The following is a 16,025-nucleotide window of genomic DNA, read 5'->3' as shown; positions in this document are numbered from 1 at the left end:
AAGAATCATGAACATGCAAAATGAACAGCACACTCCTATTGACTCTCCTTTTACTTCAATAAAAAGAGAAAATTGGAAAAAACTGAACGGTCACTTTAAGCACACATTTTCGCAACACGACTTGGATCAATTGCATGCACTTAATGAACCATTGAATGCAGAAGAAATCGAAGATGTCTATTTCCCTTTAAGTCATCTCTTGGGTATTCATATTGAACGGTTTCAAGATTTACACAGAAGCACAAATCATTTTTTCGAAAAAAATGAAAGTACGCTTCCCTTTATTATTGGTATTGCTGGCTCTGTAGCTGTAGGTAAAAGTACAACAGCACGTGTATTGCAACGCGTCCTGACTTTATTGCCCAGTAAACCAAAAGTAGATTTAGTAACGACTGATGGATTTCTGTATCCGAATCATATCCTGAATGAAAGAGGCATAATGAATCGTAAAGGTTTTCCGGAAAGTTACGATGCTAAAAAATTAATACAGTTCCTTTCCGCTATAAAATCAGGCATGGGATCACTTTCGGTACCCCTGTACAGCCATTTAGAATATGATGTCTTACCTGATGACCAGCAACAGCTGATCCATCATCCTGATATCTTAATCGTCGAAGGCATTAATGTACTGCAGGTCAATTCGCAAAGACCACGAAAAGGACATAGTGTATTCGTGTCAGATTTTTTTGACTATACCATATATGTTCATGCCAGCGAAAAAAACTTATTAGAGTGGTATACCAACAGGTTTGAATCTTTAAGACGTACAGCATTTCAAAATCCGGCCTCATTCTTTCACAAATATGCCGACATGAATACTGAAGAAAGTATCCAGATGGCACATCAGATCTGGAATGAGATCAACAAACCAAATCTGGTCCAGAATATTTTACCAACACGGTACCGCGCTGATCTAATTTTAGAGAAAGGCAGTCATCACTTTGTTAAAAATGTAAAGGTCCGTAAGATTTAATCTTCCCGCGTACGAAATAATAAAATCTCATTTAAAATTTCATTCTGAATCTGATAATGTAATTTATTGCTACTCGATATGGTATTGAGCTCAATCTTATATTTCACAAAGTCCTTACCGATTTCGGCAACTTTTATTTTAAATAAATCGTCCCAGATAATATTCTTATTTATTTTCAGGATAGGTCTTAAATGATTTTCAACAGATTGGACATGCAACGGTTTTTCTAAAGGAAGTTCAAATTTAACGATCAGTTTATTCGACTTTTGAGAAGATTTATTGACCATCGTTGATGTGAATATCAAATTATTTGGAATTAGCACAACATCATCATCTTCATCACGAACGACAATATTTGCCAAAGTAATATCAACAATTTTACCCTGATAATTACTAATTTTAATATGGTCTCCAATGGAAAATTGATCAGAAAACATAACCAGCAATCCACTGATCATATTGGTAATATACTCCCTAAATATAACCGCAATAGCCATCGCAACGATGGTCATGCTGGTTATAAACTCCTTAGGATCAATTCCCAGCGCAACCATCAACGTAATCACAATCATACCAGCATTCAATACTGTAGCAACCCGGGAAATACCCAGTACAAAATTTCCTCTCACATCATGGTTTGCATGTTTACGGTTATACAGCGAAACAATCAAGAACCGGCCGATTGAGATCAACAGATTGGCGGTCAAAAAAGTATTTAAAGCATAAGCAAAGTGAAGAATAATCTTGTTTTTCTCGTAAAAAGAGGCTAAACCCACAAAAGAATAGCTTAAAGCTATCCACACAGCACAACGAAATACAAAAGATAGGGATAATTTATTTTTAACCATTGAAATCTAATTTTCTTTAGGAACTAAACTAATCATTTTTCATTCAATACAAAAAAATGATACTCCTAAAAATAAGTATATTTGCAAAAGACCAATGGTCGAAAAATATGAACGAAGAAACAACAACAGTAGAGCTTACAGTTACAGGAATGCATTGTACAAACTGTGCAATTGCTATTCATCAATATTTAGAAAAAAAAGAGGCAAAAGATATATTTGTCGACTTTGCATCTGATGAAGTTAAATTCTCAGGAATAACGGCAAAAGAACTTCCCGAAATAACAAAAGGGATTGAAAATTTAGGTTTTCAGGTCCTGACTGATGAAAGTCCAAAGGAATCATTTTATAAAAAAATAGAAACCAAATTTTGGTTCAGTCTATTTTTTACGCTTCCTCTCTTTGCACATATGTTTATACAACACCCTTTGTTGCATGACCCATACATCCAGCTCGGACTCTGTGCTCCCGTATTTCTGCTCGGTTTTTTTCATTTTGGTAAAAGTGCGTTTTACTCCCTTAAAAATGGCATGCCAAATATGGACGTGCTCATATTTATAGGTGCAACAGCTGCATTCACGTACAGCCTCATCGGCACCCTCAATCACCTAGGCCCAGATTATATGTTCTATGAAACTTGCGCAACAATCATCACGCTCGTTCTATTGGGAAATCTATTTGAAAAAAAATCCGTAAAAAAAACAACATCTGCAATCGGAGACCTTATTAAGATTCAAAATGTAACCACAACAAAAATCACAGCAGATCTAGAAGAGATCATCCATACAAGAGATGTTAAACAAGGCGATGTTTTACTGATCAAATCAGGAGATCTTATTCCAGTTGATGGAGATATTATTGAAGGAGATGGCTTTGTCAATGAATCCATGATTACAGGAGAAAGCCTACCCGTTTTCAAAGATAGATATGCAACCGTCATCGGCGGAACAACACTAACAGAAGGCAATATAAAAATCACGGCCACCAAAGTTGGACGTAAAACCGTCCTTTCCCAAATTATCGCACTGATCAAGGAAGCACAATCAAAAAAACCACCTATTCAAAAACTCGGTGATAAAGTCGCATCATACTTCGTACCCTTTGTGGTCGTCATCGCCATTTTCACCTTTTTTATCACTTACTTTATAGCCGAAATATCACTACAGCAATCATTAATGAATGCCATTGCAGTACTTGTCGTCTCCTGCCCGTGCGCGATGGGTCTAGCGACCCCAACTGCTATCATGGTAGGTTTAGGAAGAGCGGCTAAAATGGGAATTTTAATTAAGGGAGGTGATACAATTGAAGAGATGTCGGATCTTAAATATATGGTATTCGATAAAACTGGCACTTTAACTACCGGAGATTTCAATATCAAAGCCATCCAAACTTTTGGAATAGAACAAAAACAAGTAGAATCTATCATTGCACAATTAGAAGGCTATTCAAATCATCCTATAGCAAAGTCCATCAGACAGCACATGAAAGAAGTAAAAGCCTACCGCATTGTCTTTCAAGATGTCAAAGAGATTAAAAGCGAAGGACTTTACGCTACAGATACAAATAGTAATGTGTATAAATTAATCAATGCACGTTTAGGAAAAGTAGATTATTCAAACCGCTACGACTTAATTCTATCCATTAATGATGTCGTAGTTGCAGGCTTAGTGATTGAAGATCAAATAAAACCTTATGCAAAAGAACTCATTCAAGCCATTAAAGGCAAAAATATAACCCCAGTAATATTAAGTGGTGACCGAAAAAGTAAATGTGACCTAGTCGCTCAAAAACTTGGAATAGCAGAAGTTTATTCCGATCGCAATCCTGAAGAGAAATTGAATATTATCAACAAACTTAAAAAAGCAGGTATTACAGCAATGGTCGGCGACGGTATAAATGATGCTCCTGCCCTGACAACAGCCCACGTCGGTATCTCTCTAGGTGACGCAAGTCACATTGCGATACAATCTGCTAAAATAATTCTTTTGAATTCCGATCTAAAATCGATTGAAAATCTATTACTTATCGGAAGGCACACACTGCAAACGATCAAAGAAAATCTTTTCTGGGCATTTGCCTATAATATCATCGCAATACCGCTCGCAGCAATGGGATTTTTAGGCCCCATGCTCGCCGCCTTCTCAATGGCTTTCTCCGATGTTATTGTCATCGGCAATTCACTTCGTCTTCGTTTTAAAAAACTGCGGTAACAAGCAATTGACCGCATTTAAATCTTTTTTAAATCAATAAAAAAATAGACTATTTTTTTCACTATCTTGAACCTCAAAACATTCGCTTTTGAGGTTATTTTTTTGTAACTTCGCATGCGTAGCAATCCGTGTAAACGGGATTGTTTAATAGTTTTATCGAAACCAAATTAATATGGCTGAAGAAACAGAAAATGATAATAATTTAGTACCTGCAAACGATCGAATTCTTTCGGTAAGTATCGAGGATCAAATGAAAACTGCCTACATTGATTATTCAATGACAGTTATTGTTTCTCGTGCATTACCAGATGCTAGAGATGGTATGAAGCCTGTACACCGTCGTGTTCTTTACGGTATGTTGGATTTAGGTGTTACAAGCAGTAAGCCTTACAAAAAATCTGCCCGTATTGTTGGTGACGTATTAGGAAAGTACCATCCACATGGTGATACTTCCGTATACGATGCAATGGTACGTCTAGCACAAGACTGGAACATGCGCTACCCTTTAGTGGATGGTCAAGGTAACTACGGTTCTGTCGATGGAGACCCTCCTGCGGCAATGCGTTATACGGAAGCAAGATTGAAAAAAATTGCGGAAGAAATTTTATCGGACATCAATAAAGATACAGTAGACTATCAATTGAACTTTGATGACTCTTTGGAAGAACCAACAGTATTACCAACACGTATTCCCAATCTATTGGTAAATGGTGCTTCAGGTATTGCAGTCGGTATGGCAACCAATATGGCGCCACACAACTTAACAGAAGTTATCAACGGTACAGTTGCATATATTGACAACCGTGATATCGATGTACCCGAATTGATGCAATATATCAAAGGCCCCGATTTTCCTACAGGAGGTTTGATATATGGTTACTCGGGTGTTCAGGATGCAGAGAACACTGGCCGTGGTCGTGTCGTGATGCGTGCTAAAACAGAAATTGAAGTATCAAAATCAGGTAAAGAGTCTATTATAGTTACAGAAATTCCTTATCAGATCAATAAAGCGAATATGATTGAACGTACCGCTGAATTGGTTAATGAAAAAAAATTAGAAGGAATTTCAGCAATTCGCGATGAGTCAGATCGTACGGGTTTACGTATTGTATACGATATTAAACGCGATGCTAACGCAAATGTCGTTCTAAACAACCTATTCAAGTACACAGCATTACAAACCTCATTTTCAGTAAACAATATTGCTCTTGTAAAAGGTAGACCAGTATTGATGAACCTGAAAGATATGATTCAGGTATTCGTGGATCACCGTCATGATGTTGTCACGCGTCGTACACGTTTTGAATTGGCTGAGGCTGAAAAAAGAGCACATATTTTAGAAGGATATTTAATCGCGCTTGATCATTTAGATGAAGTAATCAAGTTGATCCGTGCCTCTTCAACTCCTGAAGATGCCCGCGTAGGATTAATGGAAAGATTCGGTCTATCAGATCTTCAAGCACGCGCAATTTTGGATATGACGCTTCGTCGTCTAACCGGACTGGAGCACGATAAGATTAAAGAAGAATATGCTGAGCTAATGAAAACGATCGATTACTTAAAATCTGTATTAGCAGATGAAGGTCTTCGCATGCAGATCATTAAAGAAGAACTGATCGAAATCAGAGAGAAATATGGTGACGAGAGAAGATCTATAATCGTCCATTCAGCAGAAGACATGAGTATGGAAGATTTCATCGATGATGAAGAAATCGTGATCACAATATCTCATAATAGCTATGTAAAACGTACTCCTCTAACTGAGTATAAACGTCAAGGACGCGGTGGACGTGGATCTATTGGTTCGACCACACGTGAAGAAGACTTTACAGAACATATTATTACTGCTTCGGCACATAATTATATGTTGCTATTTACAGAATCTGGTCGTTGTTTCTGGTTACGAGCATTTGAAGTTCCTGAAGGAAGTAGAACTTCTAAAGGTCGAGCGTTGCAGAATATCATCAATATTCCGAAAGACGAAAAAATTAAAGCATACATTTTAGTGAAGAACTTAAAAGACCAGGAATACCTGGAAAATAACTTCATCATTATGTGTACTAAAAAAGGTACAATTAAGAAAACGTCATTAGAAGCTTATTCACGTCCTCGTGCAAATGGTATCAATGCCATCAACATTAATGAGGGAGATCAGCTGTTAGAAGCTTGCTTAACAAGCGGAACAAGTGAAATTGTAATGGCATTACGTTCTGGACGTGCTATTCGTTTCAACGAGTCTACTGTTAGACCAATGGGTAGAACAGCAACTGGTGTTCGTGGTATTACTTTAGGTAGTGAGAGCGATGAGGTTATTGGTATGATTAGTGTAGATGATCCAGAGACTACGGTGCTTGTTGTATCTGAAAAAGGATACGGTAAACGAACAGATATCGAAGATTACCGAGTTACAAACCGTGGTGGTAAAGGTGTAAAAACAATTAGCGTCACTGAGAAAACAGGTAAATTAGTTGCTGTAAAAGGTGTTAACGATACTGAAGATTTAATGATCATCAATAAATCAGGTATTGTCATTCGAATTTCAGTAGAAGGATTAAGAGTGATGGGACGTGCAACGCAGGGTGTCCGTTTAATTAATCTGAAAGGTGAAGATGAAATTGCATCAATTACTAAAGTAGATAGAGAGGAAGAAGTGGAAGAAACGGAAGAAGAAATTCTTTCAGGTGAAGAAGTAGAAGATGCGTCAGAAAGCACTGAAACCGATCAAGACGATAAATCTGAATCTAACGAAGAATAAAAAAAGAATGAGAGCATTATTGACATCATTAATACTGTCAGCTACAAGTTTAACTGTTGTTGCCCAATCCAATATCAAGGAGGGCAACAACAGTTTTGCGCTTTATACACAAACTGGAGATATTAAAAATTTGGAGAACGCACGCAAATTTAGTGATGCAGCTTTCAAAACCCGTAAAGATTCTTCTTCAGTTCGTAATAATGTTTTGAGAGGACTTGTTTACAGTTCTTTAGCAGTTGTAGATTCCACCCGGAAACAAAAGTATACCATAGACCCTATTGATGAAAGTTTAAATACCTTAAAACTCATTGATAAGAAAAAAGCATATCGCAATTTCCCTGTAGAAGTTGATTATATCAAGCAAAATTTAGCAACTGCATTAATCTATAAATCAAATGTTGAGTTAAAAAATAACAAGTTTGAAGAAGCGTACAAAGGATTTCTGAAAGTAGACTCCCTTGGTTTCAAAAATGCCGATTTAAAATTTAATTTAGCAACTTTAGCTGTAAGCAGTAAACGATATCCTGACGCGATTAAATATTACAAAGAGTTAATCAAGCAGGATTCAAAAAAACCGCAATATTATCTAGAGCTCGCAGCTGTATATGAGAAAATCGGAACAAAACAAGATGAACTTAATACACTATCTGCAGGCCGATTAGAGTTTCCTCAGAACAAAGATATCCTCTTCAAGCTGATCGATATCTATGCTAAAAATGAATCTTATGACGCCATCTTAACGATAATTGATGAAGCGATCAAATTAGAGCCTGAAAATGTTGAATTAAATTACTTGGCGGGTTATGCATACGAAGACGCGAAAGATATTCGAAATGCAAAACAATATTATAATAAAGTTCTGCGTTTAGATGCTAATAACTACCCATCAAATTTAGCTTTAGGCCTTATTTATTTAAAGGATTTTCTTAAATCTAAATCTGACGAAGACAAACAATATGCGCAAGCTTATCTTTTGAAAGCAAATGAAATTAAACCATATGATGTGAATGCACTTAAAGCACTGTCTACTTATTACAATGCAATAGAAGATTATGTGCAGTTAGATCGTGTGAATATATTATTAAATCAATTAACAGTTAATTAGAGATGAACATTAAATCATTATTATTATTGGCAGCTGTTGCATCAGCAAGTACATCTGTTTATGCACAAAAAAATAATGTTAATAAGGCAAAAACAAGTATAGCAAAATTCGAAGAGCTAAAAGGTGCAGGTACGCCACAATTGGCACTGCCAAATTTGAAAACTGCACAAGAGGCTATTGATTTAGCTGTTGTTCATGAGAAAACAAAAGATAATGCAGAGGCATGGACAATCTATTCATTGGTTTATGCAAACTTAGCTAATTTAGATAAGTCTGCTGATGAGGCTAAAAAAGCTGAAGATGCAATTGTTAAAGCTAAAGAATTGGATAAAGATGGCGCAAATAAAGATAATATTCGTGTCTCTGAACAAGTATTAGGTCAATTCAACTTCAATCTTGGTGCTGAAGAATATCAAGGTCAAAAATACAAGGAAGCATATGACTCTTTTGAAAAAGCATTGACATATTTGCCAGGTGATACAACATTAATCTATTATGGTGGTATTTCAGCTCTTCAAAGTAACGATTATGCCAAAGCAATTGCGAAATATAAAGAGCTTATTCCTTCAAAAGAATTTTCTTCACATAAACAAATTGTTGTAGACTTACCAAAATTATATTTATCAGCTAAAGATACCGCTTCTGCATTGGATTATGCAGCAAAAGCAGTAGAAATGTATCCTGATGACAATGCAGCTGCGGTTCAAAATATTGAATTTAATTTGATTGCTGGTCGCGAAAAAGAAATTTTAGCGGGCATCACTGCGCAATTGGCAAAAGATCCAAATAACAAAAGCTTAAATTACTATTTAGGAATCGCTCATTCAGCAAATAAAAATGATGCTGCTGCAATTGAAGCATATAAAAAGGCTTTAGCAGTAGATCCTGATTATTTTGAAGCAAATACAAATATTGCAATCACAATGATGAATGGTGTACGTGAAAAATTAAATGTTTTAAACAACGATAGATCATTGAGCCAAGCAAAATACAACGAAGGAGTGGCTAAAATTAAGGAAGAAATTAAACCTGCTTTAGTTTATCTAACAAAAGCGGTACAATTACAACCTAAAAATGTAGATGCTTTGACTAACTTGAAAAACTACTATGTTTTCATGCAAGATGAAGCTAAGACAACTGAAATTACAGCTCAAATTAACGCTTTAAACTAAGTTTACTTAATCTTTAATAAGAAGGGGATTGCATGTATTGCAATCCCCTTCTTGTTTTTCATAGAGATCCACAAAGAAAACATATTTTGAATCGCCTCAGACCTTCTAAAAAGCTGGGGTTGGGCTATAATTAGTTTTTAAAAGCTTTAACTTAAATTAACATCATTAAAAAAAATATTTGTTATCTTTATAAAAATTATAATTTAAGCTCTGTATGTAAACCTAATTTTTACTATTATTTTTTAACAGAGTTAAACGATCTCAATGAAAACAACAATAAAATTTAATAATGTTAATACATTATTTTCTAAATCTTTAAAGGAAAGAATTAACGATTATTTCAAAACTAATAAAATCCAAAAAACAGGAGAAAAAAGAGTACTAACAAAAGCAATCATCCTGTTTGTAACCGCTATATCTTTCTACATCACATTAATTGTAATTCAACCCCACTGGTTAATCAGTGTTGTTGTATTAATTTTACTTGGAATAAATTTTGCTGCAATCGGATTCAATGTGATGCACGATGCCGGACATGATACATTCTCTAATAGTAAGAGACTAAACAGCGCCCTATCCTACAGTCTTAACCTAATGGGTGGGAATATCTATTTTTGGAAATTGAAGCACAACATTGCACATCATACTTATACCAACATTGAAGGTGAAGATCATGATATTGATATCAAATTTATGCGTGTGCATAAAGACCAAGAATTAAAAAAGCATCACTCCTACCAGAAATATTATTTTATGGTTCTATATAGCATCTCCTACTTAGCTTGGATTTTCTATCAAGATTATGAGAAATATTTTCTTGAAGCCATGGGAAGCAAAAAGAAATCATTCGATTTCCCTTTACGTGAAAAAGTGATCTTTTGGGTAAGTAAAATTATTCACATCAGTATTTTCATCGTTATCCCAGTTTTAGTGGTAGGATGGTTACCAACATTAGTTGGGTTACTAATTTCAGGTATCGCTTGTGGTATCTGTTTAGCAACCGTATTCCAGCTTGCGCACGTCGTAACTGAAACAGAATTTGTTGCCATAGAAGAAACTGCAGACCCAACAAAAATGGAAAATGAGTGGATGATTCACCAATTGAGCTCTACAGCTAATTTTGCTACAAAAAATAAATTTCTAACTTGGATTCTAGGTGGTTTAAATTATCAGGTTGAACATCATTTATTCCCTAAGATAAGTCACATCCACTATCCCGCGATTAATAAATTGGTCAGAGAAACCTGTCTGGAGTTCAATGTTAAATATCTTGAATACAAAACATTCAATTCAGCATTCAAATCACATGTGAGTGTGATTCAGTCCATGTCAAGATAGATATAACATTAAAAAATATAGAAAGGCTAAGCAGTTGATGTTTAGCCTTTTTTTTTGCTTCCTATAATAACATCAAGGAAATTACATTAATACATCCTTATTTTATACCACCGAAATCCCATTATGGCAATAGCATTACGCCACTACCCCACAAACTTCACAATACCAATACAACAATTCCATCGCATTATCCCTATAATCTTACACATGCTTAAAGGTTTATCAATCATTACTAATTACACCAAAGAAATAAAGAATAGATTTCCAAAATTTCAGCTTGTAGGATAAGCACATTGATCAGGAGCCTTAAATAATGACAAAGTAAAGGACAAGCAAGCATTGGTGGTAATGAAGCCGAAAAATAAAAAAGCCGTTGCAATAAATTGCAACGGCTTTGAAGAAGTATAATTATGTTTTATTTTTGTACTCGCTTAGAACGTGAATTTCACAGAAGCATTCCATGTACGTCCCCATCCCATTAACACATAGTTAGAGGTATCAATACCTTTCCAGTACTCAGCATTAGCTTTAGACTCAACATTTGAAGTCGCTTCAGAGATATACAATTTGTCTAATACGTTGTTCATATTAACACGGAAACTGATCGCATTTTTATCACTCAAAACAACCTTGTAAGATACACCTGCATCTAACAAATCGTAGTTTGGTAACTTCATCGTAGGCCTATTAGCAGGTAATGAGCTATACAGATTTTCATAACGTCTATAATCAGCATCCACAGAAAGACCTTTTAAGACTTTGTATTTAGCACCTAAACCCCAACTCGTCTGAGAAGATTCACCAACTTTAACACCTGTTAAATCTCTCGTTGTAGTTTCTAATACTTCACGATTTTCATTACGGACAATCGTTATAGCATCACCATCATATTCCCATTTACCTAAGGAAGCAAAACCTTTTAATTCAAAGCCACGGAATGGACGAGCTAATAACTCTAACTCCATACCTTGGTGATCTTGTTTTACACCATAGTTCGTGTTATAGATTAAACTTCCGACCTGTACTTTGTCAATACCATATTTGTCAACTTCTTTTTGAGCAGCTGTAAAAGAACTTCCTGTTGTACGGTCAGCCCATGTCGTGCGGTATGCATTTACGCTAACATCAAAATACTCAGAGGCAAATTTGTAACCAGCCTCTAAACCTAGAATTTTCTCATTAACAGCATATGGATTAACATCGTTCATGTAATTCATGAAGATATTGTTTTGGTATGGCTGGCGAGAATAATAACCCGCATTACCAAAGATGGTATGGTTACCTAATGTATAACTTGCACCGCCTTTTACATTGTAGCCTAAATTGTTCACATCTTTAGATTTACCTTCACCTAACTTATAAAGGAAATAATCTTGTCTACTGTTTTGCTGACCAGAAAGGGAACCTTGAAAGAAAGCTGTAAAACCATCTTTCGCAAACTCTAATTGTCCAAATAAACCAGCATATCTGATCATTTGTTCATAATCCCACGCTAAACGGTCTTTGGCATCTTTAGGTTTATCTCCCCATGTTTTCCAAGGGTTTGTCGAGTATTCATTCGAAGTAACGGTTAAGCCAGGTAAATTTACATTGTCTTTATGGGAGATGCTTGGAGCTCCTAATAAATCCGTAACCTGTCTGTAGTGTTCACCCTTATAGTCGCGTAAATCAAAACCAACATTAAAGTTCAAGTTATCACTCAATTTACGGTTATAGTTAGAAACCACACCATACCATTGGTGGTTATTAACGTCAGCAGCTAAATAGGGAACTTTTTCTTTAGAAGCATCAGTACGTTTAGACTGACCGCCACCGCGAGCCATAGAAGCATAAACTACAGTAGATAATGATGATTTATCATCAATAGTCCAATCCCAGTTTAAGTTAGCAACCGGTTTATGATAGTAGTTTTTACGAGGATTAGTTTCTACCCCGTTGATAGTAGTCATATTATCATTATACTTTCTTCCGTTATCCAGGAAGTTTTTCAATGCAGAAGTATAACCCTGGTTATGCCATTGTGGAGCACCTGTAACCATTAAATTTAAGTTATGCTTCTCGTTTACTTTATAACCAACAGATAAGAAATAGTTTTGACCGGCACCTTCAGTACCTTTCATGTAACCATTTCCTTGCCATCCAGTTACCATTGCAGATACTGCAAATCCACTTTTCATCAAACCGGTGTTATAAGCAATCGTAGATTTTACAAACATATCGTTACCGATAGTTGTTTTAACAAAACCACCTTGTTGCATATCTGTAGATTTAGTCACAAAGTTAATCGTACCCCCTACTGAAGAGATCGCTAATTTTGAAGAACCTAAACCACGTTGAATTTGTACTAAAGAAGCAATATCTGACAAACCACTCCAGTTAGACCAAAAAACACGACCATTGTCCATACCATTGATCGGTTGGCCATTTAATAAGAAAGCTGTGTTAGATTGATCAAAGCCACGTGTTGTCATGGAAGATTCACCAAAACCTTTTGATTGACCAGATACGTATACACCAGGTGTATTGACCATGGAAGCAGTTATATCCATTGCACCCACTTTTTCTTCGATGATTTGTTTCGAGATTGTAGAAACAGCGATCGGAGTTTTACGATCTTCCGCGATATCAATTAAACCACGACCTACAACAACAACTTCTCCTAAATTTGTTTCAGATGATTCTGCAAAAACAGGATCTAATTGTAGTGCTTCACCGGCTTTCAAGAAGACATTATCGTAAACAACTGGTTTTTGACCGATGTAGGTAACTTCAATTTTGTAAGGTCCGCCCTCTTGAAGATTTGCGATGTTAAAACGTCCATTCGAATCTGCCGATCCGCTGAAGGTGGCTCCGCTTGACTGATGCGTAATTTTAATAGTTGCACCTGTCGTTGTTTGTCCAGTAGATTGTTTTACAATCCCTGTAACACTGCTTGTTGTTGTTTGTGCATGGATAGTTCCATAACTCGCTACAGCAAGAGCAAAAAAAAGTAGAGACTTTTTCATGTAAGATGTGTTTGATATAGTTTTGATGCTGCAAAAGTAAAACTCCCATATCTATTTAACTAATTTTAACATGAAATGAATATGTTAAAACATCTTTTTTGACACCTAAAATTTTGATAAAATAGCATTAAACAAATAAATATATTTTAAAGTCATAAAAACACAAGGATATATTTTGAATATTTAATCACAAAAACTAGTCTAAATTACCACATTGGCAATTCTAGTCAGAATAAAACTTTGTCCTTTTTGAATAAATGAAAGTCAGGCCTTCTTAAAGAAGATTTTACAGCAGTAGCATGGGAATGCCAAACATGAAGATGAAGGTTATTTTAAATAAAAGAGGTTATGCCCCCTTAATTAAAATCGATCTAAAGTAAATATATACAAACTTTATTAAAATAGCAATAGAGAAAACAAAAAAAAGGCTTAAAATTAAATTTAAGCCTTTTCTTATTTTTGATACAATATCCTATTTTTTAGGAATTTCTTTTAAAATTTGTTTCACAAATTCCCAATATTTCTGAACAGAAGAAATAGATACCCGCTCTGCCGGAGAGTGCGCACCCAAAATAGTTGGTCCAAAGGAAATCATATCCATTTCAGGATAATTTGTTCCCAAAATACCACATTCCAGTCCAGCATGGCACGCAACCACCTTTGGCTCCTCTTCATGCTGTTCAATATAAATACGTTTCAAAACTTCTAAAATTTCAGAATCAGCATTTGGTGTCCATCCAGGGTAAGATCCTGAAAATACAACATCAAATCCAGCTATTGAAAAACCAGCTTCCAAAGATTGGGCTAAATCTATTTTAGAACTTTCAACAGATGATCGTGTCAAGCATTTAATACTCATTTTTCCATCGCCAACACTCACTTTGGCAATATTATTAGAAGTTTCCACAAGATCTTCAAAGTCTGCGCTCACACGGTAAACACCATTATGTGCCGCATAGATTGCATTGATCAACAACTCCTGATCTTGAGCAGAAAGAACAGCAGCAGGAACAGTAGTTAATTTTTCAATTGATATTGTCAATCCACCATCTACTGTTTTAAACTCAGTTTTAATAGCTTCAATAAGAGGAGCTAAATCTGACGCAAAATTATCCTCATGTTCAGAAGAAACAATTACCGTTGCAGTAGACTCACGCGGAATTGCATTTCGTAGACTTCCACCATTTAGAGTTGCCAGCTGTAAACCAAACTCATCATAAGATTTATACAAAAGGCGGTTCATGATTTTATTCGCATTCCCCAAACCTTTATGAATCTCAATTCCTGAATGACCGCCATTAAGGCCCTTGACAACAATTTCAAAAGCAACAGCTCCAGAGGGACTAGCCTCCTCTTGATAAGACTTAGTAGCTGTTACATCAATCCCACCTGCACACCCGATATCAAGTTCATCATCCTCCTCCGTATCCAGGTTTAATAAAATATCTCCAGTCAATACACCACCTTGCAACCCCATTGCTCCAGTCATACCCGTTTCTTCATCAATCGTCAACAAGGCTTCGATTGCAGGATGCTCCAGTTCTTTGGAAGCTAAAATGGTCATAATTGTAGCAACGCCAATTCCGTTATCTGCACCTAAAGTCGTGCCTTTTGCCTTTACCCAATCACCATCCACAAACATATCGATCCCCTGCGTATCAAAATCAAAAATAGTATCGTTATTTTTTTGATGAACCATATCCAAGTGGGATTGCAGTACGACCGTTTTACGGTCTTCCATACCAGCAGTTGCCGCTTTTTTAATCAGGACATTCCCAACATGATCTTCAGTAACCTCAAGACCCAAGCTTTTACCAAAATCTATCATAAATGCGATAACACGTTCTTCTTTCTTCGAAGCACGTGGAACTGCATTCAATGCAGAAAAATTCGCCCATAGCTCTTGAGGAGCTAAGGTATCTAAATTATTATTTGCCATAATTTTTTCTATTTCAACAACAAAGTTAGTTTTTTTGAAGTAATTTCGGCCCATGGACAATAAGAATCTAACGAATCAATATTATCGTGAATCTGGAAAAGAGCTTTTCGAGAAACGACTCCATGCAAAAATGCAGTTAAAGAAATTTAATGATGCCGAACCAAAATCTTTCAAAGAAAGACAGATCATCATTAAAAATCTACTTAACACGAAATCCAACCGTTTTTTTATTGAACCCCCTTTTTATTGCGACTATGGTTTTAACATTTCTATAGACGACAATTTTTTCGCCAATTATAACTGCACTCTGCTAGATGCTGCTCCGATTACAATTGGTAAAAATGTCTTATTCGGCCCGAATGTTTCATTATTTACGTCCACTCATGCGATCCATCCTGAAGACCGCGCAAAAGGATGGCAATGTTCTAAACCGATCAACATAGCAGACAATGTCTGGTTAGGAGGCAATGTTATTGTTAATCCAGGCATAGAGATCGGTGAAAACAGTATTGTTGGTTCCGGCTCCGTGGTCACCAAAAACATACCGGCCAATGTCATCGCCGCAGGAAACCCATGTCAGATCATTCGGCCAATTACGGAAGCAGACAGACTGGATCTGACAAAAGCAGGCTCAGAATAATCAAACTTAAGTCAAGATTGATTGCGTAACAGTAATATTTTTC

The 16,025-nt window shown here is 36.0% G+C and carries 10 protein-coding genes; 7 read left to right on the top strand and 3 right to left on the bottom strand.

Features of this window, described 5'->3' with window-relative positions:
- Positions 1-7 precede the first annotated feature (7 nt).
- Positions 8-973, top strand: a complete 966-nt coding sequence (gene coaA / locus JAZ75_RS15725; RefSeq protein ID WP_232789220.1) for a type I pantothenate kinase — start codon at positions 8-10, stop codon at positions 971-973.
- Here the strand turns inward: coaA and JAZ75_RS15720 are convergent.
- Positions 970-1,821 (bottom strand): mechanosensitive ion channel family protein, encoded by an 852-nt coding sequence (locus JAZ75_RS15720; protein WP_132771358.1) that lies wholly within the window; start codon positions 1,819-1,821, stop codon positions 970-972. The two genes, coaA and JAZ75_RS15720, sit on opposite strands and share 4 nt — an antisense overlap.
- 56 nt (positions 1,822-1,877) lie before the next feature.
- Here JAZ75_RS15720 and JAZ75_RS15715 point away from each other — a divergent pair, with 56 nt between their 5' ends.
- The 5 genes from JAZ75_RS15715 (at position 1,878) to JAZ75_RS15695 (ending at position 10,398) form a co-directional block, all read left to right on the top strand.
- The gene (locus JAZ75_RS15715) at positions 1,878-4,028 is read left to right on the top strand and encodes a heavy metal translocating P-type ATPase (RefSeq protein ID WP_232789219.1); all 2,151 of its coding nucleotides are present in this window, start codon (positions 1,878-1,880) and stop codon (positions 4,026-4,028) included.
- Positions 4,029-4,200: 172 nt separating this feature from the next.
- Positions 4,201-6,783, top strand: a complete 2,583-nt coding sequence (gene gyrA / locus JAZ75_RS15710; protein WP_208696564.1) for a DNA gyrase subunit A — start codon at positions 4,201-4,203, stop codon at positions 6,781-6,783.
- Positions 6,725-7,888: a tetratricopeptide repeat protein gene (locus tag JAZ75_RS15705; RefSeq protein WP_232789218.1), complete on the top strand. Its 1,164-nt coding sequence runs from the start codon at positions 6,725-6,727 to the stop codon at positions 7,886-7,888. The genes gyrA and JAZ75_RS15705 overlap by 59 nt, the downstream gene beginning before the upstream one ends.
- Positions 7,889-7,890: 2 nt before the next feature.
- On the top strand, positions 7,891-9,060 hold the full coding sequence (locus JAZ75_RS15700; protein WP_183914434.1) for a tetratricopeptide repeat protein: 1,170 nt from the start codon (positions 7,891-7,893) through the stop codon (positions 9,058-9,060).
- Positions 9,061-9,324: 264 nt separating this feature from the next.
- On the top strand, positions 9,325-10,398 hold the full coding sequence (locus JAZ75_RS15695; RefSeq protein ID WP_132771354.1) for a fatty acid desaturase family protein: 1,074 nt from the start codon (positions 9,325-9,327) through the stop codon (positions 10,396-10,398).
- Positions 10,399-10,829: 431 nt separating this feature from the next.
- Here the strand turns inward: JAZ75_RS15695 and JAZ75_RS15690 are convergent, their stop codons facing one another.
- Positions 10,830-13,403 (bottom strand): TonB-dependent receptor, encoded by a 2,574-nt coding sequence (locus tag JAZ75_RS15690; protein WP_208696562.1) that lies wholly within the window; start codon positions 13,401-13,403, stop codon positions 10,830-10,832.
- A gap of 472 nt (positions 13,404-13,875) precedes the next feature.
- Positions 13,876-15,342 (bottom strand): aminoacyl-histidine dipeptidase, encoded by a 1,467-nt coding sequence (locus JAZ75_RS15685; RefSeq protein ID WP_208696560.1) that lies wholly within the window; start codon positions 15,340-15,342, stop codon positions 13,876-13,878.
- Positions 15,343-15,394: 52 nt separating this feature from the next.
- Between JAZ75_RS15685 and JAZ75_RS15680 the strand changes: the two genes are divergently transcribed.
- Complete coding sequence (locus tag JAZ75_RS15680; protein ID WP_132771351.1) at positions 15,395-15,982, top strand: sugar O-acetyltransferase; 588 nt, start codon at positions 15,395-15,397, stop codon at positions 15,980-15,982.
- The last annotated feature ends 43 nt before the right edge of the window (positions 15,983-16,025 follow it).

The sequence above is a fragment of the Sphingobacterium sp. UDSM-2020 genome, assembly GCF_016132525.1.
GTDB lineage: Bacteria > Bacteroidota > Bacteroidia > Sphingobacteriales > Sphingobacteriaceae > Sphingobacterium > Sphingobacterium anhuiense.
This window is presented reverse-complemented; position numbering and strand designations above follow the sequence as displayed.